Genomic DNA, 22,606 nt, shown 5'->3' on the forward strand with positions numbered 1-22,606 from the left:
GAGGATGGCCCGGTTCTTGTTTCTTTGTCATGGAATCACCTTATAAATTAATAATGATTCACTTCAAAAGTGTCCTCCAAAATTAGACCACAGCAGTTTGAGCGGGACGCTTGCGAATAGCCTGGGGGGCTATTCGCCCCGCGAGTTCGCACGCCGCCCCGAAGACGGTTCTGCGCGCGGGAAGTTCTGGCGCAGCCAGAACCGTGCCCGTCAGAGCCCGATCCACCTTGACTGGCCATGATGCGGGGCAAGAAGGTTTTAAACAAAGGTAAGGTTAATGCGCGAGGATGAATGCCACCCACAAGGGGTGGCGCTACAGGGCGCCGCTACAACGAACGGCGAACTACTCGTGCGAACGGTGGCCCGAATAAGGCGTGGGCGCAATCCCCGGCTCGGGATCCGGATGCTTGCCCGCATGCTGCACCGCATAGGCAAAATAGCGATCATTATTGATCGCAAACTCCACCGTATCCGCGCACACACTCAGCACCGCCGCCGCATCATCGGCCAGCGCCGGATCCCCGGAATGCAAATTATCCAGACACAGCACCACCCCGACCTTCTGATCCAGAACCGTATCGCACAGACAATCCGACAACGCATCCAGATTGCTGCCGAAATACTCCGGAAAATCGACCGCCCGGGCAATCGCCCGAAGCACCGCCGAACGACTGCGCGCCCGATCGCAATTGACAACAAAGACCGTCATCCCCAACGCATCGGCAGCCTTGGACAGGTCTTCCTGCGACACCGAGGAAACGTCAAGCAAACCACCTTTCTGCAGCTTTTTTTGCAACGACTGCACTGGGGCCATGATTACGCCTCCTTAAAAAACGCCTGGATTTCTTCAACATGGCTCAAACTATCTGAACGCCCCAACTGAATCAGCGCTTGCGTATAGCCGGCCTCGAACAACAAATACGAGATCAATGCGCCACCGCTCGATGGTCCTGAACCCGACGATACACCGAGAACCCGAAAAAGGGTACGGGCGGCGTGCGGCATTTGGTGCAGATGCTCCATGGCAATATCATCCAGGGAACGGCTGGGGGTAATCGCCAATGTACGTACCGGACGCAGCGACTGGCTTTTTAAACCATCTGGGGGTAGTTGCGCAAGCAATTCATTAATCCGGTCCATGCGCTCAAGGTCCATGGACAGACTATCGAGGAAAATATTCGACAAGGCCTGCCCGCCAATTTGCGCCAACGACGGGTACTGGGGCCGATCATTGCGATTTTCAGGGTGCGTATCATCGCGATGCCCCGTGCCGATCACAAATATTTTTTTGGCGCCCAAATGTATCGCGGGGCTCAACGGCGCCAATTGCCGCATCGACCCGTCGCCGCACCACTCGACCTGCCCATACAGAGGCAAAGCCTCGGCCGGGAATACAAACGGAATCGAACTTGAAGCCATCAAGTGATCCACACCTATGGTGCAGGGCACCGCACGGCGCAAAACGCGCCTCCAGGGCTGTATGGTGTGATGCGACTGATAAAACGTTAAGTGTTCGCCGCTGGTATAGCCCGAAGCCGTAATGGCCAGCGCCTCCAGGTAGCCCTGGCTCAGGTTATGGGGCAGGCGCTTAAAATCCAGCGTCGCGGCAAGCAGCTCGGCCAGCGGCCGATTATTGAGCAGAGACCGGGGGTTCTGATTGCGCAACCCCGGGAACAACCACCCCATCGACAACATCGCGAACCAGCGCAGACCGCTGCGCACCAGACCCAGGCTATCGGCGCGATAGACCATGCCGGTGGACAAATTTTCCCAAAGGGCCCGCAGGCGATCTATCGCATCATGCGGGGTATCGGCCCGGCATGCCAGGGCGGCGGCATTGATCGCCCCCGCCGAAGAGCCGCAAATGACTTCGAACGGGTTCGCAAAACCAGCGCTGCGGCTGGCGTCGAGGATCTGGTACACCCCATCGAGCACACCCACCTGATAGGCGGCCCGTGCCCCGCCTCCGGTCAATACCAAACCCGTAGGAGAAGCGCGGGCACCGGGAGGCCCCGAATCGGGCTTATCGAGGGGTATTGGCATCGACCACGGTGAGCGCCGTCATGTTGATGATCCGGCGCACCGTCGAACTGGACGTCAGTATATGCACCGGCGCGTTGGCCCCCAACAGGAATGGGCCCACTGCAATATTGCCACCGGCCGCGGTTTTAAGCAGGTTGTAGGCAATGTTGCCCGAATCGACATTGGGGCACACCAGCAAATTGGCCTCGCCCTTGAGCGTCGTGGAGGGCAGGATGCGCAGGCGCAGCGCTTCGTCGAGCGCGCAATCGCCATGCATTTCGCCATCGATTTCAAGCCCCGGCTCGCGTTGGCGGATCAGCTCGAGCGCCGCACGCATTTTCTTGCCTGAGGCCGAACTGCCTGATCCGAAATTGGAGCGCGACAGCAAAGCCACCTTGGGCACGACATTCAGGCGCCGCATTTCGGCAGCCGCCATAATCGTGATTTCGGCGATCTGCTCGGCGCTGGGGTCGTCGTTGACATGGGTGTCGACCAAGGCCACCGTATGCTCAGCCAGCAACAGGATATTCATGGCGGCATAGGTTTTGGCGCCCGGCGTCTGGCCAATGACCTGATCGATAAACTGCAAGTGATTGGCATAGGTGCCCACCGTGCCGCAGACCAGGCCATCGGCGTCGCCCAGATGCACCATCATGGCGCCGATCAGCGTCAGGCGGCGGCGCATCTCGACGCGCGCCATTTCCTTGCTGATGCCGCTGCGGCACATCATTTCCCAGTAGGTTGTCCAATAGCGATGGAAGCGCTCGTCGTATTCGGGGTCGGTCACTTCGACATCAACCCCCAACTGGATGCGCAGGCCGAATTTTTCAATGCGCGACTGCAGCACTGCCGGACGTCCGACCAATATAGGTTTGGCGATCTTCTCGTCGATGACCACCTGCACGGCGCGCAAAACGCGTTCTTCTTCGCCTTCGGTAAATACAATGCGCGACTTGCCGCCATCGCGCACCAGGCCTTTGGCAATCGAGAACAGGGGCTTCATGAAGGAACCCGAACGATAGACGAACTGTTGCAACTGCGCGGTGTAGGCATCCAGATCGGCAATCGGCCGGATGGCCACGCCATCTTCCATGGCGGCGCGAGCCACCGCGACCGCAATGCGCACGATCAGGCGTGGATCGAAAGGCTTTGGAATCAGATAGTCCCGGCCAAACGAAACCCCGTAGGTGCCATAGGCCGCCGCCACGACTTCATTTTGTTCTTCTTGCGCCAATTTGCAGATGGCGCGCACCGCGGCTTTTTCCATGCCACGGGTAATGGTGGTGGCGCCCACATCGAGCGCCCCACGGAAAATATACGGAAAGCACAAAACATTATTGACCTGATTCGGGTAATCAGAGCGGCCCGTTGCCATGACGATATCGTCGCGCACCGCATGCGCCACTTCGGGGAGAATTTCCGGATTGGGATTGGCCAGGGCCAGAATCAAAGGATTGGGGGCCATTTTGGCCACCATTTCGGGCTTGAGCACGCCGCCCGCCGACAGGCCCAAAAACACATCCGCGCCATCGATGATGTCGCCCAATGTGCGCGCCGTCGTGTCCTGTGCAAACCGTTCCTTGTCGGGATCCATAAGCGCCACGCGCCCCTTGTACACCACCCCCTCAATATCGGAAATCCAGATATTTTCAACTGGCAACCCCATGTCGACCATCAGGTCCAGACAGGCCAGCGCCGCGGCGCCCGCGCCTGACACCACCACCTTGACCTGATCGATGGCCTTGCCCACCACTTCCAGCCCTCCGGTGAACGCCGCCGATACGCAAATGGCTGTCCCATGCTGGTCATCGTGAAAAACCGGAATGCGCATGCGCTCGCGCAATTTGCGTTCGATGGTGAAGCACTCGGGTGCCTTGAAATCCTCTAGATTGATGCCGCCAAACGTGGGCTCCAGGCTGGCAATGATGTCGACCAGTTTGTCCGGATCGGTTTCGTTGATTTCAATATCGAACACATCGATATCGGCAAACTTCTTGAACAGCACCGCCTTGCCTTCCATTACCGGCTTGGAGGCAAGCGGCCCGATATTGCCCAGGCCCAGCACTGCGGTGCCATTGGTAATGACGCCCACCAAATTGCCGCGCGCGGTGTAGCGGTAGGCATTGACCGGGTCGGTCACGATTTCTTCGCACGCAGCGGCCACGCCGGGCGTATAAGCCAGTGCCAGATCGCGCTGATTGGAAAGCTGCTTGGTAGGGCTGATCGCAATTTTGCCTGGCCGGCCATGCTCGTGATAGTCCAGGGCCGCGCGGCGAAGATTTTCTTCCATGATGATTATTCAAAGTTCGAAAAGTGAGAGACGCTCATTCTAGCCCCAAGTCGGCGTTCAATGGCGGACCCGCCAGGGACCCCGAGCGCCGCGCCTGTCCGGACGCCTGTCTAGATATCCTGGCCCGTATACGGAAAAAGGTCGTTGGGATCGAATAACGTCTTGACCTGTGCGTCCAGGTCGGCGGCAAAAAACCAGGCCTCGTCTTCGGAACTGTCATGATGGGTGGAGAAGGCGGGCCGGGCCGTGTCCATGTCGCAGTTCATGGTGAGTTCGTTCAGCACCACCCACTCTACCCAGCCCAAGGCCCCTCCGTGACCCAGCAACAGATGAGCCAGATTGATGGTCTGCCCGGCGCACGGGAAAAGGGCGTCCAGACGGTAGCGCGCCGCCCAGGGAGTCAGCCGGCGGCACGACTGAGCGGCCGCCTTGCCCGACAGTTGAAACAGATCCGGCACCAAATGCTGCAGCATCAGGTTTTCAAGCGGCTGACGGCTATCTTCGCCAAAAGGACCGAGCGTCGCGGTCGTGCCGTCGGCCAGCAGAACCGACGCGTGATCCAGGCCCGACTTACAGGTTTCTCCGGTATTCCAATCGCACAGAGTCCGGTCGGCGAGCCAGGCCGCCACGGTCAAATGGCCGGGTATGTCGGCAAGCGCCTGGAACCCGGCCGCGCAGAGCTCGCCCACGAAGCAGCCAGGCTGCACGAACCACTGAGGGCTGCCCTCGGACAGCCGCTTGAACCCGCCCATTTCGTTGCCCGGCTCCACCCACAGCACCGACTGGCCCAGAGGCGTCGCCGTCTGCGAAATGCCGCCCAGGGCCAGCACCACCCGATACTCGGCGCACAAGGCCCGCGCGTGATGCACATCCCCCGGCTGTCCAGGGACCAGGCGCGCGCTGCCCACCCCGGACGTGGCGCCGAAATCATACAGACTGCCCTTGATATTGCGCCGCAGGCGTTCGCAGAACTTATCCCAGGGGTTACTGGAAGGGCGACGTCCCATCAGAAAGCCGCGACGAGAAGAGGACTCCATACAACGATTCCTTGCCAACAAATATTTCCGGATGGATGCGCCGCGGCGAATCGCGCGACGCTCTACAATAGCTACCTTTTTAAGCCCGAGAAGCCAGCCTTATGACCCACCTAGCCAAGCGTACCGCACAAGTGATGCCATTCTACGCTGTGGATCTCTTCAAACAGGCCAACGCGCTCAATGCGCAAGGCCGCGACATCATCAGCCTGGGCATCGGCGAACCCGACTTTACCGCACCCGCGCAAGTACTGGAAACCCTGAACCGCGCGGCCCGCGCCGGCCTGAGCGGCTACACCCCGCCGGCCGGGATCGCGCCGCTGCGCGAGGCCATTGCCCATTATTACTCGCAGAGCTTCGGCGCGTCCGTGGATGCCAAACGCGTAGTGGTGACCTCGGGCGCCTCGGGTGCGCTGCTGCTTGCCTGCATGGCCTTGATCAATCCGGGCGACGAAATCCTGATGCCCGACCCCTCCTACCCCGCGAACCAGAATTTCATCCTGGGCGCGGGCGGCGTCCCGCGCCTCATCCCCTGCCAGGCGGCACAACGCTTCCAGTTGAGCGCAGCCGATATCCGGGTCCATTGGGGCCCATCGACCCGCGGCGTACTGATCGCCTCGCCCAGCAATCCGACAGGCACCACCATTGCCCGCGAAGATCTACGCGCCCTGATTGCCGAGGTCAGGGCGCGTGACGGCTTTGTCATCATGGACGAAATCTATCTGGGCCTGTATTACGGCGACGCCCCCCAAAGCGCGTTGACGCTGGATGACAATGTCATCATCATCAACAGCTTCTCCAAATATTTTCATATGACCGGCTGGCGGCTGGGCTGGCTGATTGCGCCCGAGCCGATGGTGCCCGCCATCGAAAAACTGGCCGCCAGCCTGGCCATCTGCGCCCCGTCGCTGGCCCAGCACGCCGCCCTGACTTGTTTCGAGCCCGAGGTGATGCGTATTTACGAAAACCGCCGGCTGTCCTTCAAACAGCGCCGCGACTACCTGCTGCCCGAACTCGAGCGCCTGGGCCTGCACGTGCCGGTAACGCCCGACGGCGCCTTCTATATTTATGCCGATATCCGTGAACACAGCCAGGACAGCGACGACTTTTCGCACCGCCTGCTGCACGAGGCGAGCGTTGCCGCCGTGCCGGGGCGCGATTTTGGGCCCGCCCACGCGCGCCACACCATGCGCTTTTCGTACGCAACTGGGCTGGGCCGGCTACAGGAAGCCATCGCCCGCATCGAGCATTTTCTGGAAATGGATTGAAACTTATTTTTGCTCGATGGGAATACCCGAAGCTAGCGCGATGCGACGCCTTTCAGCCAACACCTTGGCGCCATAACCGCCATCGCTCGGGCCGCTGGAACCCACATAGCACGCCAGCCCCCCTTCCACCGACCCACGCCGCTTGATGCAGTCTTTCAATATCTGCGAACCCACGCGGATATTGGCAATGGGGTTCAAGGCCGCCACAGGCCCGCCGCCGAAACGCTTGAATTTGTCTTTGTGGACATCGCTCATCACCTGCATCAGTCCCTGCGCCCCCACATGGCTCTCCGCAAAGGGGTTATAGCGCGATTCGATGGCGATCACGGCCAGCAACAATTGCGGATCGAGATGCTGTTCCTTGCCGACCGCAAAAGCCGTTTTGATCAGCACGCCCGCCGCGTTATAGGCGATTTGATATTTGCGCGCGATATAGCTGCGCAAAGCCTGAGACTGCGCCTTCGTTACATTGGGGATCGATAGATTGCGAGCATCCACGCCCATCGCATAAGTGAAAAACCCGCCCGGAACCGCCTCGGGCTTCGAGTTTGCTTCAGGGGTCTTCGATTTTGCAACAGGCTTGGCCGGGGCCGAAGAGGGAGGCGGGGAAAGGGCCGGGCCGGACTCGTCGGCGCCAACGGTTTCATCGGGCGCCAGCGCGGACGATGTCGATTCGGACGGCATGGCCGACGCCAGCATCGTATCGTTGACCTGAGCAAACGAAGTCGTGTTTTGTATGGCGTCGGGGCGCAAGCTGGCCAGCAAAGCGCTGTGTATTTGCTGCGACTGCAGGCGCAGCGACGGCACAGTAACGCTGAGCGCCAACGTCACCAACACTGCAATGCCGAGATAGATCGCCGATACGTGAACAAATTCGCCTACCTGATTCACGAGTCCGCGAGCAGAACGGCTGAATAGATTTCCCGAACCCGAGTCGGTCATCCTGCTGCCACCAGATAAAATGAGCAAAGCCGATGTTAACCTTAGTCTAGCCGCTAAAATGTAACAAAACTAACAGGATTGCCGTGAAATATCGTGACCTCAGGGACTTTTTGGCGCAGCTTGAAAAGGCGGGCGAACTCAAGCGTGTCGCGCATCCGGTATCCACCGACCTGGAAATGACCGAAATCAGCGACCGGGTGCTGCGCGCCGGCGGTCCGGCGCTGCTGTTTGAACGAGCCATGCACCAGTCCGGGCCGGCGGCCATGCCGGTGCTGACCAATTTATTCGGCACCCCCAAACGAGTAGCCTGGGGCATGGGCGCGCAAGACGTCAGCGCACTGCGCGACACGGGCGAGCTGCTGGCGTCGCTGCGCGAACCCGAAGCGCCTCGGGGCCTGCGCGATGCGCTGGCCAAAGTATCCATGCTCAAGGCCGCCTTGTGGGACATGAGCCCCAAGAACGTCAAAAATCCGGCCTGCCAGGAAATCGTGCTCGAAGGCCAGGACGTCGACCTGAATCAAATCCCCCTGCAACGCTGCTGGCCCGGCGACATCGCCCCCTTGCTGACCTGGGGCCTGGTCATTACGCGCGGCCCCAACGCGCGCCGCCAGAACCTGGGCATCTATCGGCAGCAACTGCTGGGCCGCAACAAGCTCATCATGCGCTGGCTGTCACACCGCGGCGGCGCGCTCGATTTCAGAGACCACGCGCTGGCTCACCCAGGCACGCCTTTTCCGATCGCCGTGGCGCTTGGCGCCGACCCGGCGACCATTCTGGGCGCGGTCACCCCGGTTCCCGACAGCTTGTCGGAATACCAGTTTGCCGGCTTGCTGCGCGGCTCGCGCACCGAAGTAGCCAAAGCGCTGGGCAACGACCTCTCCGTACCTGCCTATGCCGAGATTGTGCTCGAAGGCCATTTGCTGCCCGCGGACGATCCGCGCGCCGTTCGGCCGGCAGTACCCGAGGGTGCCGCAGGGCCGGCCGATTCCCGCTACGAAATGGCGCTGGAAGGGCCTTATGGGGACCACACCGGCTACTACAATGAAAAAGACTGGTTTCCGGTCTTCACGGTCGACCGCATCACCATGCGCCGCCAGCCCATTTACCACAGCACGTATACCGGCAAACCGCCGGACGAACCGGCCATTCTGGGCGTGGCGCTAAACGAAGTATTCGTGCCGCTGCTCAAGCGTCAACTGCCGGAAATCGTGGATTTTTATTTGCCTCCGGAAGGCTGCAGCTACCGGCTGGCAGTCGTCTCGATCCGCAAACAGTACCCGGGCCACGCCAAGCGCGTCATGTTCGGTCTGTGGAGCGTGCTGCGCCAATTCATGTACACCAAATTCATTGTGGTCGTGGACCAGGACATCGACCCGCGCAACTGGCAAGAAGTGATATGGGCCATGACCACGCGCATGGATCCCGTGCGCGATACCATTCTGGTCGAAAATACGCCTATCGATTACCTGGACTTCGCCTCCCCCGTATCAGGCCTGGGCGGCAAGATGGGCCTGGACGCGACCAACAAATGGCCCGGCGAAACCCAACGGGAATGGGGCACCCCCATCCAGATGGACGCCGCCGTAAAAGCCAGAGTAGATGAAATGTGGCAAAAATTAGGGCTGTAGGGTGGGGGCGCCTTGATTTGCCGGGTGTCGTGATTTGCCGGAGCGGCGTCTCGATTTGCCGCATGGCAGCCACAAGGGCTGCCCCTACAGGCTGCCCCTACAGGCTGCCCCTACAAAAACGTAGCCGTGAATCATGTAGCGACAGGCCTTGTGCCTGTCATCCATGCAAGATTCCGTCTTGCTTGTCAAGGTTTTGTGCCACCCACAAGGGGTGGCGCTACATTATTCACGGGCATGTCTATTACGCGGCGCCTTCGCCGCGCGCAGGGCCTGCCAGCCCAGCAGTACGCCAATGCCGATGCGCAACCAGGTACGGCGCTTGCCGCGGCCGGTCAGCACGGAAGACGCTGCTGCTATCAACAAGGGGTAGCGCCGCGCCAGGCTTAACCCTTGCAGCAAGCGCCAGGTGCTCCAGCCCGATACGACCGGGAGCGCCTCGTGCAGCAGCGCCGCTGGCTTTAGCGCCTTGCCCACCTGCCTGGCCTGGCGGCCCAGCGCCTCGCGCTCCAGCGCGGCATGCGCCCGCAATATCTCGACGCGCAACGCATTCTCGGCAGACAGGGTTTTCATGGCCTATCCTCGGTGTCGGTGCGCGCGCCCGCAGCGGGCTCGCACAAACGCTGTACGGCAGTAAAATCGCGCCGCAGTTCATCCAGCGTTGCGTTAAACGGCATGGGGCCGCCCAACAAGGCGCGCCGTACCGCCCAGAAAAACCCCAAGCCCAGCGCACCGTATACCACCACCAGCAAGCCAAGCGCCCAGTAGCGATAATCGGTCGGCCAGAAATACAGGGCCAGCGTCAGCGACAACACCAATAACGCCAGCGTCGAAAACAACAACGCGGCAAACGCCATGCCCAGCAATTTGAACAGGCGCGTCTTCTCGCCCGCCGCCTCGAGCCCGAAAAGCTCGACGCGCGTGCGCACGATGGACAGCAAGGTGCCGGCCAATTCGCCTACGGATTGCCTGATCGCCATATCTGCCTTTTAAAGGCCAGGCACGCGGCCGGGTTTGCGGCGCATCTACCGGCGACTGATCAGCATGCCAACCAGCAGGCCTGTCAGGCCCCCGATACCAATCGCCTGCCAAGGGTTATCGTGCACGTAGTCGTCGGTGGCGCGCGCAGCCCGACGCCCCTTGTCCAGCAGAGCATCCTGGGTGTCGTAAAGTGCTTCGCGCGTGCGGCGCAATGAACGCATGGCCCGTTCACGCAACTCGGCGGCCTTGTCACCCGTGGCGTCAGCCGCTTCGAGCAGCAGCTTCTCGGCATCGTCCAGGCTGTCTTTAACGGTTTCAATAAATTGATCTTCGCGAGATTCAACGTCTTTGGTCGTATTTTTTGCTGTCATTGCAAGCTCCCTGGACTAAATTGAACTGAACGCTTACTGAAATCATACACGAACGAGATTGCAGATTTTTCGGTATGAATCCAGCCCGAAACCGGCCTATGCGCTAGCGCAGGCTGGATACTTCGAGCAGCGAGGACATGCCCTGCTGCTGACTCTCTTGTTTCATCACCATATTCACCTTGGGGCAGAACCAATCCGTCACCGATGAGGTCATGCCGGGAACCGGCAGGACCAGTCCATTGAACGAAGCCTGAGTCGGATCGATCACACGCGTATAGCGTATGGGCCAGCACGCCTGCGTACCCGCGGCGGTTTGTATCGATTGCTGCGAGCCGACCGTCTTTTCGCCGGTGTGCACCACCAAGGGCTGGGTCTGGACCGCATGTTTATCAATATTGATCTGGAATTTCAGGGCCGGAAAGGTTTGCCCGCTGTGAGTAATCGGCCGACCGTAGGCAAACAGCCCCAGCATACGCAAATCGAACTTGCCATTGACCGGCACACGCCGGCCCGCGCCATCGCTGCGCTCGAAGCTGGCCTTGCCATTTTTTACCGACATCCAATAATCGATTTTGGACTTGCCCGGCGGCAGGCCCATCAGGCCGAAAGTGGCATTACCCTGCACACGCGCCTCGCACGCATCGGCGGATACTTTTCTAACATTCGAAAAGCTCAGGTCCGCGCCCAGCTGGACGCCGCCCGAACCGGTCAGTGTGACCGCGCCGCCATCATGCATGAAAGGCACTTCGCAAATACCCGCCACGGCCTGCCCCATACCCAACCCCCACGCCAATGCCACCGCACCCGCTACGGAAATCAAACGCATAAATCCCATCCGCTACAAATATTCAGGCTTCATACTACTCCGTCTGCCGCAGGCGCCCCGGACAAAACACAAGAAGACGTAAGTAAATTTAATGATTTCATCGCCAGGAGGTGTTGATGTGGCACCCACAAGGGGTGCCGCTACGTGGACGACGGGTAGGTATTTGTAGCGGCCCCCCTTGTGGGTGCCATCCATTTAGCTGTAGCGGCAGCCCTTGTGGCTGCCACCTCAACCAACCCACGATTGACCTGGCAACAGAATCAAACGTCTTTCTGGCGTGTACCAAAGAGGCGATCGCCGGCATCGCCCAGGCCCGGGATGATATAGCCGTTTTCATTCAGATGGCTATCGATGGAAGCCGTATAGATATGTACGTCCGGATAGCGGGCGAACACCGCCTCGATGCCCTGCGGCGCGGCAACCAGCACCAGTGCGCGCACGCTGCGGCAGCCCGCTTTTTTAAGCATGTCGATCGTGGCCAGCATTGACCCCCCGGTCGCGAGCATTGGGTCGATAATCAAGGCCAGCCGCTGATCAAGCTGGCCAACCAGTTTCTCCAGATAAGGTTGCGCCTGCAGGGTTTTTTCATTGCGCGCAATGCCGACCGCGCTCACCCGGGCTCCAGGGATCAGATTGAGTACGCCATCGAGCATGCCGATGCCCGCCCGCAAAATAGGGACTACCGTGATTTTCTTTCCGGCAATTTTTTCCGCCGCCAGCTCGCCGCACCAGCCCTGGATGGTATACGGCTCCATGGGCAAGTCCTTCGTGGCTTCATACGTCAGCAAGGAAGCCACTTCCTGCGCCATCTCGCGAAAATTCTTGGTGCTCAGATCTGCCCGTCGCATCAGGCCGAGCTTGTGGCGTATCAGGGGATGACTAATTTCATGTACAGGCATAATTTTTCCGAAAAAAGGTAGTGGCGTGCGAGGCCGGTCAGTGTGCCGCCAGCCAAGCAATCAGCGCGTCGTCAAAGCTGCGCACCGAACCCGAGTGTTCGTCGTTGACCAGGCTGACCACAATATAGCGCTTGCCGCTGGCCCCCAGCACGTAGCCCGCGAGCGCGCGGGAATCGCGCAGGGTGCCGGTTTTCAGATGCGCCATGCCCTTGACCTCGCCGTCGCGCAAACGGCGCTTGACGGTGCCATCGGTGCCCGAAATCGCCAGAGAAGAAATAAATTCGGACATCAGGGGAGAACGCCACACCACTCCCAGCATCTGGGCCAGGCCCGTGGCGGTCAAGCGGGCGTCGCGCGCCAGGCCCGCGCCATTGTCGATGACCCAGCCGCGGGTATCCACCTGTTGGCTATTGAGCAGCGCCAGCGCGGCACGGCCCCCAGTCTCCATGGTGGCGCCAGGCCCAATTTTCTGGGCGCCCAGCGTCAACAGCAAGGTTCGGGCCATGACATTATTGCTGTGCTTGTTGATCGTGCGGATCGTGTCGGCCAGTATCGGCGAATCATGCCAGACTATCGGCGTCGCACCGGGCGGAACGCGGCCCGCCCGAATGCCCTTGCCCAGGGTGCCCCCCAGTTCTTGCCAGAGCATCCGGAAAACGGCGGAAAAATAATCGGGCTGCGACATGACCAGGCGATACACGCTGAACTCGCCGCACGAGCCCGCCGCCGTGCCGCTGACATGGACCACAACCTCTTTGCCGCCGCGGCTGACATCGGTGGCGATGGACGGAGACCCGGGACAGACCGCACCGCTCCATTTGATATCGCCGCTGATCCGCACCTCGGGCATCGGCGGGTCGACAATGGGAATCCATTTATGGGCGCGCTCATCGGGCTGGAACACCAGCCGCACCGCCCCCAAACCCACCATCAGCGCATCAGGGCTGGCGTTATAGGGCCGATCGGGCGCACCGTCAAACTCGCCCGGATCAGTGGCCACCTGGCCGAAAATGGATCGATCGACCACGACTTCGGAAAGATTTTTGATGCCGCGCAGGCGCAAATCGCGCAGCAAGGCCCATAAATCCTCGATCCGAAGCAAAGGGTCGCCACCCGCCTTTAAATACAGGGGACCCAGCAACGTGCCCTGGGCGTCGGGGTGGCCGCTGGTCAGGAACGTTGTGCGCCAGACATAATCGGGACCCAGGCCGGCGAGGCTGCTCCAGGTGGTTACCATCTTCATGACCGAAGCGGGGTTACGCGGCACGGCGCCGTTGATCTCGATCAGTCGCGGCCCATTGATCTCCTGCACCACCAGCGACAAAGAGCTTTGCGGCAAGCGAGTCGCCTGCCAGGCCCGGCTCAGGTCGGCCGGCAGCGACTGGGCGGCGGCAACCCCCGCGAACCCTGCGGCCAGGCCGCAGGCCAGCCATCGCAAGGCGCTACACCCAACGCGGCGCAGCCGTTTTCCCCACACATGTAACGCCATGATGACACCGAATTCCGCAGGCCAAAACCAAGAGCATAACCAAAGTCGCACCCGAATTGGCCGGCGTCCAAGCAAAAATCTGCGCCCGCAGCTTAAAATGTACATAGGGGCGACCCTTGTAGTCGCCCGGTGACACCCACAAGGGGTGTCGCTACAAATACGTACCCGTCGTTCATGTAGCGGCAGCCCTTGTGGCTGCCAAATCGGCAAACAGACGGTATCTACAAATTAAATTATTGAACGAATGGCGACCACAAGGGCCGCCCTCACAACCCAGGCGTGCTTACGGGCGCGGCCGCAACTCCAAGATTTACGCGTGAATCACAGGCTTGAACTTTCCCAGTTCGACTACGAACTCCCCCCCGAACTCATCGCCCAAACTCCGGCCCCCGAACGCACAGGCAGCCGCCTGCTGCATCTGGATGCGGCCGGCGCCTTGCATGATCGGCAATTCACCCACCTGCCCGAGCTGCTCAAACCCAACGACCTGCTGGTCTTCAACGACACGCGGGTCATCAAGGCCCGGCTGCGCGGGCACAAGGAAAGCGGCGGCAAAGTGGAAGCGCTGATCGAGTCCATCACCCAGCCTCGCGTGGCCCTGGCGCATGTCAGGGCCAGCAAGTCGCCCAGGCCCGGCAGCGTTCTTATCATGGCCGAGGCCTTTAATGTCAAAGTCCTGGGCCGGCAGGGGGAGCTGTTCGAGCTTGAATTCCCGGAACGGGTGCTCGACCTGCTCGACCGCTATGGCTCCACACCCTTGCCGCCCTATATTACCCATGCCGCGCAGCCTCAGGACGAAGAACGCTACCAGACGGTATACGCCCGCGAACCGGGCGCGGTTGCAGCGCCTACGGCAGGGCTGCATTTTGACACTGCCATGCTGGCCCGCCTGGCTGCGCAAGGCATAGGCGAATCCTTTGTGACTCTGCATGTAGGCGCCGGAACATTCCAGCCGGTGCGGGTGGAAAATCTCGACGAACACATCATGCATTCGGAACATTATTCGGTTTCGGCCCAAACCCTGCAGCAGATTCGCGCCACCCGCGCCGCCGGAGGCCGGGTCATCGCCGTCGGCACGACCAGCGTGCGCGCACTGGAATCGGCCGCGCAACATGCCGGCCAGGACAGCTCGGCCGAGGTCAGTCCCATCGAGGGAGACACGCGTCTATTCATCACCCCCGGCTATCGTTTTCAGATCATCGATGCGCTCATCACCAATTTTCATTTGCCGCAATCCACCCTGCTGATGCTTATTTCCGCCCTCGCGGGCATGGATCCCATCCGCCGCGCCTACGCGCACGCCATCCAATCCCGATATCGCTTTTTCAGCTACGGCGATGCCATGTTCATAGAAACGCCCCAGCCATGACCGGTCTGCAATTCGAACTTCTCGCCACCGATGGCGCGGCGCGCCGCGGCCGCATGACGCTTAATCACGGCATTGTGGAAACCCCCATCTTCATGCCGGTGGGAACCTACGGCAGCGTCAAGGCCATGCTGCCGCATGAGCTCACCGAGGTCGGCGCACAGATCGTGCTGGGCAATACCTTTCACCTATGGCTGCGCCCCGGCACCGAAGTCGTCGACAAGCATCAGGGCCTGCACGGCTTCATGCAATGGAATAAACCCATATTGACCGACTCGGGCGGGTTTCAAGTCTTCAGCCTGAAGGGCATGCGCAAAATCACCGAAGAAGGGGTCAAGTTCGCCTCGCCCATCGACGGCGCCCGGCTATTCCTGACACCTGAAGAATCCATGCGCATACAGGCGGCGCTGGATTCGGACATCGTCATGGTGTTCGACGAATGCACGCCCTACCTCATAGAGGAGCGGCCAGCCACGCACGACGAAGCGGCCCGATCGATGCGCATGTCGCTGCGCTGGGCCAGGCGGTCCCGCCAGGCCTTTGACCAGTTGCAAAACCCCAACGCCTTATTCGGCATTGTCCAGGGCGGCATGTTCGAGGACCTGCGCGACGAGTCGCTGGCAGGGCTGGTCGACACCGGTTTTCACGGCTACGCCATAGGTGGCCTGTCGGTGGGCGAACCCAAAGATGAAATGATGCGGGTGCTGGCGCACATCGCGCCGCGCCTGCCGGCCCAGGCGCCACGCTACCTGATGGGCGTGGGCACTCCCGAAGACCTGGTGGCCGGCGTCGCGCTGGGTGTGGACATGTTCGACTGCGTCATGCCCACGCGCAATGCACGCAACGGCTGGCTATTCACCCGCTACGGCGACATCAAAATACGCAACGCGCGCTATCGCGACGACACCCGCCCGCTCGACCCCGGTTGCTCTTGCCATACCTGCGGACACTTTTCACGCGCGTATCTGCATCACCTGCAGCGCGCCAACGAAATTACCGGGGCGCGGCTCAATACCCTGCATAATCTGCACTTTTACCTGGCCTTGATGCAGGAGATGCGCAGTGCGATCGCCGCCGGCACCTTCGAGGCATGGAGCCGCGAATTCGCCAAAAATCGCGCCCGCGGTATCGAATAAGCCAGATATCGCTACAATAGAAAGTTAACCAGAAACCTTCAGGAGTATTGAATGCTCGCAGTCGACACGCTCACACTTGTTACAGCCCAGGCCGCCGGCACCGCCGCGGGTGGGGAAAACGCCCTGCTGGGCATGCTGCCCATTATCTTGATGTTCGTCATTTTGTACTTTTTGATGATACGTCCCCAGATGAAGAAACAGAAAGAACACCGCAATATGGTGGCCGCGCTATCCAAGGGCGACGAAGTCATCACCTCGGGCGGGCTGCTGGGCAAAGTCACCAAAATGGGCGACAACTACATTACCGTCGACATCTCCACGGTTGCCGACAAGCCGATAGAAACCATTGTGCAAAGAGCAGCCGTCACGGCGGTTTTGCCCAAAGGCACTATCAAGGCGCTATAAGCGCGCTGTGCGTACCCCGAACCTGAAAAGGGTCCGGGGCTTGTTTTTGACGCTTTTAGCCTGTTGATCGACCATGAATCGCTACCCTCTCTGGAAATACCTGACCGTCCTGGCCGCTTTGATCATCGGGCTGCTGTACACCTTGCCCAATTTTTTTGGCGAATCGCCGGCGGTGCAGATTGCCGGCGCCAAATCAACGGTCAAGATCGATAACAACGTACTGCAAAAAGTCGAAGACATACTTCAGGGCGACCATATCGAGTACACCGGCGCCTATTTTCAGCAAAACGGCCCGAACGGCACGGTCCGGCTTCGCTTTGCGAGCACCGACATCCAGCTCAAGGCCAAGGACGCCCTCGAAAAGTCGCTTAATACCGACCGCTCCGACCCCAGCTACACCGTGGCGCTGAATCTGGCATCGGCCTCGCCCAATTGGCTCTCGGCGCTGGGCGCCCACCCCATGTACCTGGGCCTGGACTTGCGCGGCGGCGTGCACTTCCTGCTGCAAGTCGACATGCGCGGAGCCCTGACCGGACGCTACGACTCGCTGGCCAGCGACGTGCGCACCACCCTGCGCGACAACAACATCAAGAACGCCAGCGTCGACCGCTCCGATCTGTCCATCGTCGCCACCTTCGACAGCGCCGATTCGCGCGATACCGCCGCTTCGGAACTGCGCCGGCGCATGCCCGACATGGTGTTTACCAATGCCGCGGTCAATGGCGGCAAATTCCCGCTGACCGGCAAGCTCACCGACGCCGCTGTGGTCGAGGTCCAGTCGAATGCCCTCAAACAGAATATTCTCACCCTGCACAACCGTATCAATGAACTGGGTGTGGCCGAACCCGTTATTCAGCAACAAGGCGCCGACCGCATCGTGGTGCAATTGCCCGGCGTACAGGACATCGCCAAAGCCAAGGAAATTCTGGGCAAGACAGCCACACTGCAAATTCGCATGGTCGATGACTCGCCGGCCGCCATGGCGGCGCTTGCAGCGGGCACCGTGCCCTTCGGGCTGGAACGCTACACCGACCGCGACAAGCGTCCGATACTGCTGCGCCGCCAGGTGATTCTGACCGGGGAGAACCTGCAGAACGCCCAACCCGGACGCGACCAGCAAACCCAGCAGCCGTCAGTCAACCTGACGCTCGACGCCAAAGGCGCCCGCATCTTCCGCGACGTCACCCGCAACAATATCGGCAAGCGCATGGCGATTGTGCTGTTCGAAAACGGCAAGGGCGAAGTCGTGACGGCGCCGGTCATCCGCAGCGAAATCCCCGGCGGACAGGTCCAGATCAGCGGCAGCATGACGGCTGAAGAAGCAACCGACACGGCACTTCTGCTGCGCGCAGGCGCCCTGGCCGCGCCCATGAACATCATCGAAGAGCGCACCATCGGCCCCAGCCTGGGCGCCGACAATATCGCCAAGGGCTTCGATTCGACCCTGTACGGCTTTATGGCCATTGCCATATTCATCATCCTGTATTACCGCCTGTTCGGTCTGTTCTCCACCCTGGGCCTGTCCTTCAACGTGCTGCTCCTGCTGGCCGTGCTGTCCATGCTGCAGGCCACGTTGACTCTGCCCGGCATCGCGGCTATCGCCCTGACCCTGGGCATGGCCATCGACTCGAACGTGCTGATCAACGAACGGATACGTGAAGAACTGCGCCACGGCGCCTCGCCGCAACAGGCCATACACCTGGGGTTCGAGCGCGCCTGGGACACCATTTTCGACTCGAACCTGACCACGCTGATCGTCGGCCTGTCCCTGCTGGCGTTCGGCACAGGTCCGATACGCGGCTTTGCCGTGGTGCACTGCATAGGCATCCTGACCTCGATGTTCTCGTCGGTGGTGGGCGTGCGCGCGCTTGCCAACCTGTGCTATGGCCGTCGGCGCAAGCTCAAAAGCGTGTCTATCGGCCAGATCTGGAAGCCCAAGCAAGACTAAGCCCTGTGGCGGCCCGCCGTGCCGTGCCGCCACGCTCACGAATTAGGCAAGAAGAAACATGGAATTTTTCCGCATCCACCGCACCATACCGTTCATGCGCAATGCATTGGTGCTTAACCTGATCAGCCTGGTCACCTTTATCGCCGCTGTATTCTTCATCGCTACCCGAGGCTTTCATCTATCGATCGAATTCACCGGCGGCACGGTCATGGAGGTGCATTACGCACAGACCGCCCAGATCGAGAAGATCCGCCACGCGGTCGATACGCTGGGCTATACCGACTTCCAGGTGCAGAATTTCGGCACCTCGCACGACATCATGATCCGGCTGCCTCTGCATGCCGGGCAAACCTCGGCGGCCCAAAGCGAAGCGGTGCTCAAAACCCTGAAGGCTCAGCAACCCGACGTGGAACTGCGCCGCGTCGAATTCGTCGGCCCCCAGGTTGGGCAAGAGTTGGTGCATAACGGCCTGATGGCGCTGCTGTCGGTGGTGGTGGGCATCATGATCTACCTGGGCGTGCGCTTCGAATGGAAGTTCGCCGTCTCCGGGGTCATCGCCAATTTGCACGATGTGGTGATCATCCTGGGATTCTTTGCGTTTTTCCAATGGGAGTTTTCGCTCTCGGTGCTGGCCGGCGTGCTGGCCGTGCTGGGCTATTCGGTGAACGAGTCGGTCATTATCATGGACCGGATCCGCGAAAACTTCCGCAAGCAGCGCAAGACGTCGGTGCGCGAAACCATCGACAGCTCCATTACCCAGACCATTTCACGCACCATCATTACCCACGGATCGACGCAAATGATGGTGCTGTCGATGTTCTTCTTCGGCGGCCCCACCCTGCACTATTTTGCGCTGGCCCTGACCATCGGCATCTGGTTCGGTATTTATTCCTCCGTATTCGTGGCTGCCGCGCTGGCCATGTGGATGGGCGTCAAACGTGAAGACCTGCTCAAGACCGTCAAAAAGGACGACCCGAGCGCCGAAATCAGCTAAGATTTTTGGCAACCGTGTCAATTAATGTTTTTGGCAGCCACAAGGGCTGCCGCCACAAGTAAAATATTCAGCCCTATTTATCGCCCCCGGGATAAGACCCGTTACGGCCAGGATCATGCAAGAAACCCCACTCAACCCCGCCGGCGCGACCGCGACCGGCGCTCCCCGCAAGCTGTTTATCCGTACCTTCGGCTGCCAGATGAACGAGTACGACTCGCAGAAGATGGCCGACGTGCTGCGCGAGAATCAGGGCCTGGAGCTGACCCAGAACCCGGAAGAAGCCGACGTTATTCTTTTCAATACCTGTTCGGTGCGGGAAAAGGCACAGGAAAAAGTCTTTTCCGACCTCGGACGCGTCCAGCACCTCAAGCAAAACAAGCCGCATCTGATCATAGGCGTGGGCGGCTGCGTTGCCAGCCAGGAAGGCGGGGAAATCGTCAAACGCGCACCCTATGTGGATGTGGTGTTCGGCCCGCAAACCCTGCATCGCCTGCCCGAATTGATTGCGGCACGCCAGGCCTCGGGGCGTGCTCAAGTCGACATCAGCTTCCCTGAAATCGAAAAATTCGACGCGCTGCCCCCGGCGCGGGTCGAGGGCCCCAGCGCCTTTGTCTCGATCATGGAAGGCTGCAGCAAATATTGCAGCTTCTGTGTCGTGCCCTACACCCGCGGCGCCGAAATCTCGCGCCCCTTTGACGATGTGCTGGTCGAAATCGCCGACTTGGCCGACCAGGGCGTCAAAGAAGTCACCCTGCTGGGGCAAAACGTCAACGCCTATCGCGGCCCCACGGGCGAGACGGGCGAGATCGCCGATTTCGCCATGCTGCTCGATTACGTGCACGAAATTCCAGGTATCGAACGCATCCGCTACACCACCTCGCATCCCAAAGAGATGACCACCCGCCTGATCGAGGCGCACGGCCGGCTGTCCAAGCTCGTGCCCTTTTTGCACCTGCCGGTGCAGGCCGGCAGCGACCGCGTGCTGGCGGCCATGAAGCGCGGCTATACCACGCTGGAATTCAAATCGATCGTGCGCCGCCTGCGTGCCGCGCGCCCCGGCCTGTCGCTGTCGTCGGATTTCATCATCGGATTTCCCGGTGAAACCGAAAGCGATTTCGACCAGACCCTGAAACTTATCGAAGACGTGGGTTTCGACCAGTCGTTCTCCTTTGTCTATTCGCGCCGTCCCGGCACTCCGGCCGCCGACCTGCACGACGACACCAGCAAAGAACAAAAACTGGCGCGCCTGCACCGTCTTCAGGCCCTGATCAATGAGCAGGCTAGCGTCATCAGCCACGCCATGGTGGGCAGCACGCAGCGCGTGCTGGTCGAAGGCCCGTCGCGGCGCGATCCCAACGAACTGATGGGCCGCACCGAAAACAACCGCATCATCAATTTTGTCGGCCAGCCGCGCCTTGTCGGCCAGATGCTGGATGTACGCGTCGTGCAGGCTCTCACCAACACCTTGAAAGGCGCCATCGCCATCAGCGAGCCGCCGCTGCAGGGTGGCGCATGAGCCGCTCGCACCGTCATTCAATGCCCACCGTCGTGATGCTCGACGGCGACAATACACACCTGGCCAATCTGTGCGGGCCGCTTGATGAAAACCTGCATCAGATTGCCGCCGGCTGGAACGTCAAGCTCGCCCGGCGCGGCAATCGGGTTTCACTCGAAGGCGAGCAGGCCCAGGCCGCGGGCCGGGCGCTCGAGTGGTTTCACCACCGCGCCGTCCATGTAGCCCTATCGATCGACGATATACAACTGGGCCTGGTCGAACTGGGCGCCGGGCTGGCCCAGGCCAATAGCAAGCCTGTCGCGGCCGAACCCGAATTGCCCGCCGAACCCGATGAGCGCATTGTTTTACGTACGCGAAAAAGCGATTTGCGCCCACGCACGCCGCGCCAGCGCGATTACCTGAACCAGATTCTGCAACACGACATTACCTTCGGCCTGGGGCCGGCGGGCACCGGAAAAACGTGGCTGGCGGTCGCCTGCGCCATCGACGCGCTTGAACGCGAAACCGTGCAGCGCCTGGTCCTGACCCGGCCCGCCGTCGAGGCCGGGGAGCGCCTGGGCTTTTTGCCCGGCGATCTGGTGCAAAAGGTCGACCCCTACCTGCGCCCTCTTTACGACGCCCTGTACGATCTGATGGGAGTCGAACGCGTCAACCGCCTGTTCGAGAAGCAAACGATTGAAGTCGCGCCGCTGGCCTATATGCGCGGACGCACGCTCAACCATGCATTCGTGATTCTGGACGAGGCGCAAAACACCACTCCCGAACAAATGAAAATGTTCCTCACGCGCATCGGATTCGGCAGCAAGGCGGTCATCAATGGCGACCCCTCGCAGGTGGATCTGCCCCGCGGCCAGGCAAGCGGCCTGACCCACGCCGTCGATGTGCTCAACGCCGTGCAAGGCATCGCCGTTACACAGTTCACCAGCCGCGACGTGGTGCGCCATCCGCTGGTCGCGCGGATAGTCGAAGCCTACGAACAGGCAGGCGATCATGTCGCCTAAGCTGACCCTGGCCGTGCAATATGGCGCCACCGCGCCAGAACTGCCGCGCTGGCGGCTGCGCCGCTGGGTGCAGCAGGCGATCGATGCCGTTGCTCCGCAACTCGACCCGGCCATCCGCCTAATTGCCCTGACCTTGCGCCTGGTCGACGCCCGCGAGGGGCGGCGCCTGAATCAGGCCTTTCGCCAGCGCGACTACGCGACCAATGTGCTGACCTTCGAATACGGCACCGACCCCGAAGGCGCCGCCAGCGGCGATATCGTGCTGTGCGTTCCCGTTCTGCGGCGCGAAGCCCGGGAGCAGAAAAAAGGTCTGCTGCAGCATGGCGCCCATCTGACGGTGCACGGCGTGCTGCACGCGCTGGGATACGACCATATCGATCCCCTGCAGGCGCAGGCCATGGAATCGCTTGAAACCCGGATTCTCGCCCGCATGGGCATATCCGACCCTTACATATCACAAAGTTCATAAACGAAAACGCAATTTCGGTTATGC

The 22,606-nt window shown here is 60.7% G+C and carries 21 protein-coding genes; 10 read left to right on the top strand and 11 right to left on the bottom strand.

Annotation, left to right across the window (positions count from 1 at the left end; genetic code table 11):
* Positions 1-343: 343 nt before the first annotated feature.
* From EDC26_RS00005 to EDC26_RS00020, 4 genes are all read right to left on the bottom strand, one after another.
* The gene (locus EDC26_RS00005; protein ID WP_132579227.1) at positions 344-814 is read right to left on the bottom strand and encodes a barstar family protein; all 471 of its coding nucleotides are present in this window, start codon (positions 812-814) and stop codon (positions 344-346) included.
* 2 nt (positions 815-816) lie between these two features.
* On the bottom strand, positions 817-2,043 hold the full coding sequence (locus EDC26_RS00010) for a patatin-like phospholipase family protein (RefSeq protein ID WP_132579228.1): 1,227 nt from the start codon (positions 2,041-2,043) through the stop codon (positions 817-819).
* Complete coding sequence (locus tag EDC26_RS00015; protein WP_132579229.1) at positions 2,024-4,312, bottom strand: NADP-dependent malic enzyme; 2,289 nt, start codon at positions 4,310-4,312, stop codon at positions 2,024-2,026. Before EDC26_RS00015 ends, EDC26_RS00010 begins: the two co-directional genes overlap by 20 nt.
* Before the next feature lie 110 nt (positions 4,313-4,422).
* Positions 4,423-5,349, bottom strand: coding sequence for a hypothetical protein (locus EDC26_RS00020; RefSeq protein ID WP_132579230.1), 927 nt, complete (start codon positions 5,347-5,349; stop codon positions 4,423-4,425).
* 101 nt (positions 5,350-5,450) lie between these two features.
* On the opposite strand from EDC26_RS00020, the gene EDC26_RS00025 reads away from it, so the two are divergent.
* The gene (locus tag EDC26_RS00025; protein ID WP_132579231.1) at positions 5,451-6,614 is read left to right on the top strand and encodes a pyridoxal phosphate-dependent aminotransferase; all 1,164 of its coding nucleotides are present in this window, start codon (positions 5,451-5,453) and stop codon (positions 6,612-6,614) included.
* 3 nt (positions 6,615-6,617) lie between these two features.
* Here the strand turns inward: EDC26_RS00025 and EDC26_RS00030 are convergent, their stop codons facing one another.
* Positions 6,618-7,556, bottom strand: a complete 939-nt coding sequence (locus EDC26_RS00030) for a lytic transglycosylase domain-containing protein (RefSeq protein ID WP_132579232.1) — start codon at positions 7,554-7,556, stop codon at positions 6,618-6,620.
* An 83-nt stretch (positions 7,557-7,639) separates the two neighbouring features.
* Between EDC26_RS00030 and EDC26_RS00035 the strand changes: the two genes are divergently transcribed.
* Positions 7,640-9,184 carry a UbiD family decarboxylase gene (locus tag EDC26_RS00035; RefSeq protein WP_132579233.1) on the top strand — a complete coding sequence of 515 codons (1,545 nt, stop codon included), beginning with the start codon at positions 7,640-7,642 and terminating at the stop codon, positions 9,182-9,184.
* A 222-nt stretch (positions 9,185-9,406) separates the two neighbouring features.
* Here EDC26_RS00035 and EDC26_RS00040 read toward each other — a convergent pair whose 3' ends face one another.
* The 6 genes from EDC26_RS00040 to dacB form a co-directional block, all read right to left on the bottom strand.
* Positions 9,407-9,754: a hypothetical protein gene (locus EDC26_RS00040; RefSeq protein ID WP_132579234.1), complete on the bottom strand. Its 348-nt coding sequence runs from the start codon at positions 9,752-9,754 to the stop codon at positions 9,407-9,409.
* Positions 9,751-10,161: a phage holin family protein gene (locus tag EDC26_RS00045; protein ID WP_132579235.1), complete on the bottom strand. Its 411-nt coding sequence runs from the start codon at positions 10,159-10,161 to the stop codon at positions 9,751-9,753. The genes EDC26_RS00040 and EDC26_RS00045 overlap by 4 nt, the downstream gene beginning before the upstream one ends.
* Positions 10,162-10,206: 45 nt before the next feature.
* On the bottom strand, positions 10,207-10,533 hold the full coding sequence (locus EDC26_RS00050) for an ElaB/YgaM/YqjD family protein (protein ID WP_132579236.1): 327 nt from the start codon (positions 10,531-10,533) through the stop codon (positions 10,207-10,209).
* 103 nt (positions 10,534-10,636) lie between these two features.
* Positions 10,637-11,359: a hypothetical protein gene (locus EDC26_RS00055; RefSeq protein WP_132579237.1), complete on the bottom strand. Its 723-nt coding sequence runs from the start codon at positions 11,357-11,359 to the stop codon at positions 10,637-10,639.
* 260 nt (positions 11,360-11,619) lie between these two features.
* Positions 11,620-12,258, bottom strand: a complete 639-nt coding sequence (gene upp, locus EDC26_RS00060; protein WP_132579238.1) for a uracil phosphoribosyltransferase — start codon at positions 12,256-12,258, stop codon at positions 11,620-11,622.
* Positions 12,259-12,295: 37 nt separating this feature from the next.
* On the bottom strand, positions 12,296-13,720 hold the full coding sequence (gene dacB, locus EDC26_RS00065; RefSeq protein ID WP_425012180.1) for a D-alanyl-D-alanine carboxypeptidase/D-alanyl-D-alanine endopeptidase: 1,425 nt from the start codon (positions 13,718-13,720) through the stop codon (positions 12,296-12,298).
* Between the two features lie 343 nt (positions 13,721-14,063).
* Between dacB and queA the strand changes: the two genes are divergently transcribed.
* From queA to ybeY, 8 genes are all read left to right on the top strand, one after another.
* Positions 14,064-15,116: a tRNA preQ1(34) S-adenosylmethionine ribosyltransferase-isomerase QueA gene (gene queA, locus EDC26_RS00070; protein WP_243700726.1), complete on the top strand. Its 1,053-nt coding sequence runs from the start codon at positions 14,064-14,066 to the stop codon at positions 15,114-15,116.
* Positions 15,113-16,249 carry a tRNA guanosine(34) transglycosylase Tgt gene (tgt, locus tag EDC26_RS00075; protein ID WP_132579241.1) on the top strand — a complete coding sequence of 379 codons (1,137 nt, stop codon included), beginning with the start codon at positions 15,113-15,115 and terminating at the stop codon, positions 16,247-16,249. The genes queA and tgt overlap by 4 nt, the downstream gene beginning before the upstream one ends.
* Before the next feature lie 51 nt (positions 16,250-16,300).
* Complete coding sequence (yajC, locus tag EDC26_RS00080) at positions 16,301-16,654, top strand: preprotein translocase subunit YajC (protein WP_132579242.1); 354 nt, start codon at positions 16,301-16,303, stop codon at positions 16,652-16,654.
* A gap of 73 nt (positions 16,655-16,727) precedes the next feature.
* The gene (gene secD, locus EDC26_RS00085; RefSeq protein WP_132579243.1) at positions 16,728-18,602 is read left to right on the top strand and encodes a protein translocase subunit SecD; all 1,875 of its coding nucleotides are present in this window, start codon (positions 16,728-16,730) and stop codon (positions 18,600-18,602) included.
* 58 nt (positions 18,603-18,660) lie between these two features.
* Positions 18,661-19,596: a protein translocase subunit SecF gene (gene secF, locus EDC26_RS00090; protein ID WP_132579244.1), complete on the top strand. Its 936-nt coding sequence runs from the start codon at positions 18,661-18,663 to the stop codon at positions 19,594-19,596.
* 115 nt (positions 19,597-19,711) lie between these two features.
* Entirely contained in the window at positions 19,712-21,112 is a 1,401-nt protein-coding gene (miaB, locus tag EDC26_RS00095) for a tRNA (N6-isopentenyl adenosine(37)-C2)-methylthiotransferase MiaB (protein ID WP_132579245.1), read from the top strand.
* Positions 21,109-22,113, top strand: coding sequence for a PhoH family protein (locus EDC26_RS00100; protein WP_132579246.1), 1,005 nt, complete (start codon positions 21,109-21,111; stop codon positions 22,111-22,113). The genes miaB and EDC26_RS00100 overlap by 4 nt, the downstream gene beginning before the upstream one ends.
* Positions 22,103-22,582: an rRNA maturation RNase YbeY gene (gene ybeY, locus EDC26_RS00105; RefSeq protein ID WP_132579247.1), complete on the top strand. Its 480-nt coding sequence runs from the start codon at positions 22,103-22,105 to the stop codon at positions 22,580-22,582. Before EDC26_RS00100 ends, ybeY begins: the two co-directional genes overlap by 11 nt.
* Positions 22,583-22,606: the final 24 nt, after the last annotated feature.

Source organism: Paralcaligenes ureilyticus (assembly GCF_004346225.1).
Classification (GTDB): domain Bacteria; phylum Pseudomonadota; class Gammaproteobacteria; order Burkholderiales; family Burkholderiaceae_B; genus Paralcaligenes; species Paralcaligenes ureilyticus.

Excerpts from the sequence above, each read along its gene's own strand:
- EDC26_RS00005 (WP_132579227.1), bottom strand. The coding sequence starts at position 814 with ATGGCCCCAGTGCAGTCGTTGCAAAAAAAGCTGCAGAAAGGTGGTTTG.
- EDC26_RS00010 (WP_132579228.1), bottom strand. The coding sequence starts at position 2,043 with ATGCCAATACCCCTCGATAAGCCCGATTCGGGGCCTCCCGGTGCCCGC.
- EDC26_RS00015 (WP_132579229.1), bottom strand. The coding sequence starts at position 4,312 with ATGGAAGAAAATCTTCGCCGCGCGGCCCTGGACTATCACGAGCATGGC.
- EDC26_RS00020 (WP_132579230.1), bottom strand. The coding sequence starts at position 5,349 with ATGGAGTCCTCTTCTCGTCGCGGCTTTCTGATGGGACGTCGCCCTTCC.
- EDC26_RS00025 (WP_132579231.1), top strand. The coding sequence starts at position 5,451 with ATGACCCACCTAGCCAAGCGTACCGCACAAGTGATGCCATTCTACGCT.
- EDC26_RS00030 (WP_132579232.1), bottom strand. The coding sequence starts at position 7,556 with ATGACCGACTCGGGTTCGGGAAATCTATTCAGCCGTTCTGCTCGCGGA.
- EDC26_RS00040 (WP_132579234.1), bottom strand. The coding sequence starts at position 9,754 with ATGAAAACCCTGTCTGCCGAGAATGCGTTGCGCGTCGAGATATTGCGG.
- EDC26_RS00045 (WP_132579235.1), bottom strand. The coding sequence starts at position 10,161 with ATGGCGATCAGGCAATCCGTAGGCGAATTGGCCGGCACCTTGCTGTCC.
- EDC26_RS00050 (WP_132579236.1), bottom strand. The coding sequence starts at position 10,533 with ATGACAGCAAAAAATACGACCAAAGACGTTGAATCTCGCGAAGATCAA.
- EDC26_RS00055 (WP_132579237.1), bottom strand. The coding sequence starts at position 11,359 with ATGCGTTTGATTTCCGTAGCGGGTGCGGTGGCATTGGCGTGGGGGTTG.
- upp (WP_132579238.1), bottom strand. The coding sequence starts at position 12,258 with ATGCCTGTACATGAAATTAGTCATCCCCTGATACGCCACAAGCTCGGC.
- tgt (WP_132579241.1), top strand. The coding sequence starts at position 15,113 with ATGACCGGTCTGCAATTCGAACTTCTCGCCACCGATGGCGCGGCGCGC.
- yajC (WP_132579242.1), top strand. The coding sequence starts at position 16,301 with ATGCTCGCAGTCGACACGCTCACACTTGTTACAGCCCAGGCCGCCGGC.
- secD (WP_132579243.1), top strand. The coding sequence starts at position 16,728 with ATGAATCGCTACCCTCTCTGGAAATACCTGACCGTCCTGGCCGCTTTG.
- secF (WP_132579244.1), top strand. The coding sequence starts at position 18,661 with ATGGAATTTTTCCGCATCCACCGCACCATACCGTTCATGCGCAATGCA.
- miaB (WP_132579245.1), top strand. The coding sequence starts at position 19,712 with ATGCAAGAAACCCCACTCAACCCCGCCGGCGCGACCGCGACCGGCGCT.
- EDC26_RS00100 (WP_132579246.1), top strand. The coding sequence starts at position 21,109 with ATGAGCCGCTCGCACCGTCATTCAATGCCCACCGTCGTGATGCTCGAC.
- ybeY (WP_132579247.1), top strand. The coding sequence starts at position 22,103 with ATGTCGCCTAAGCTGACCCTGGCCGTGCAATATGGCGCCACCGCGCCA.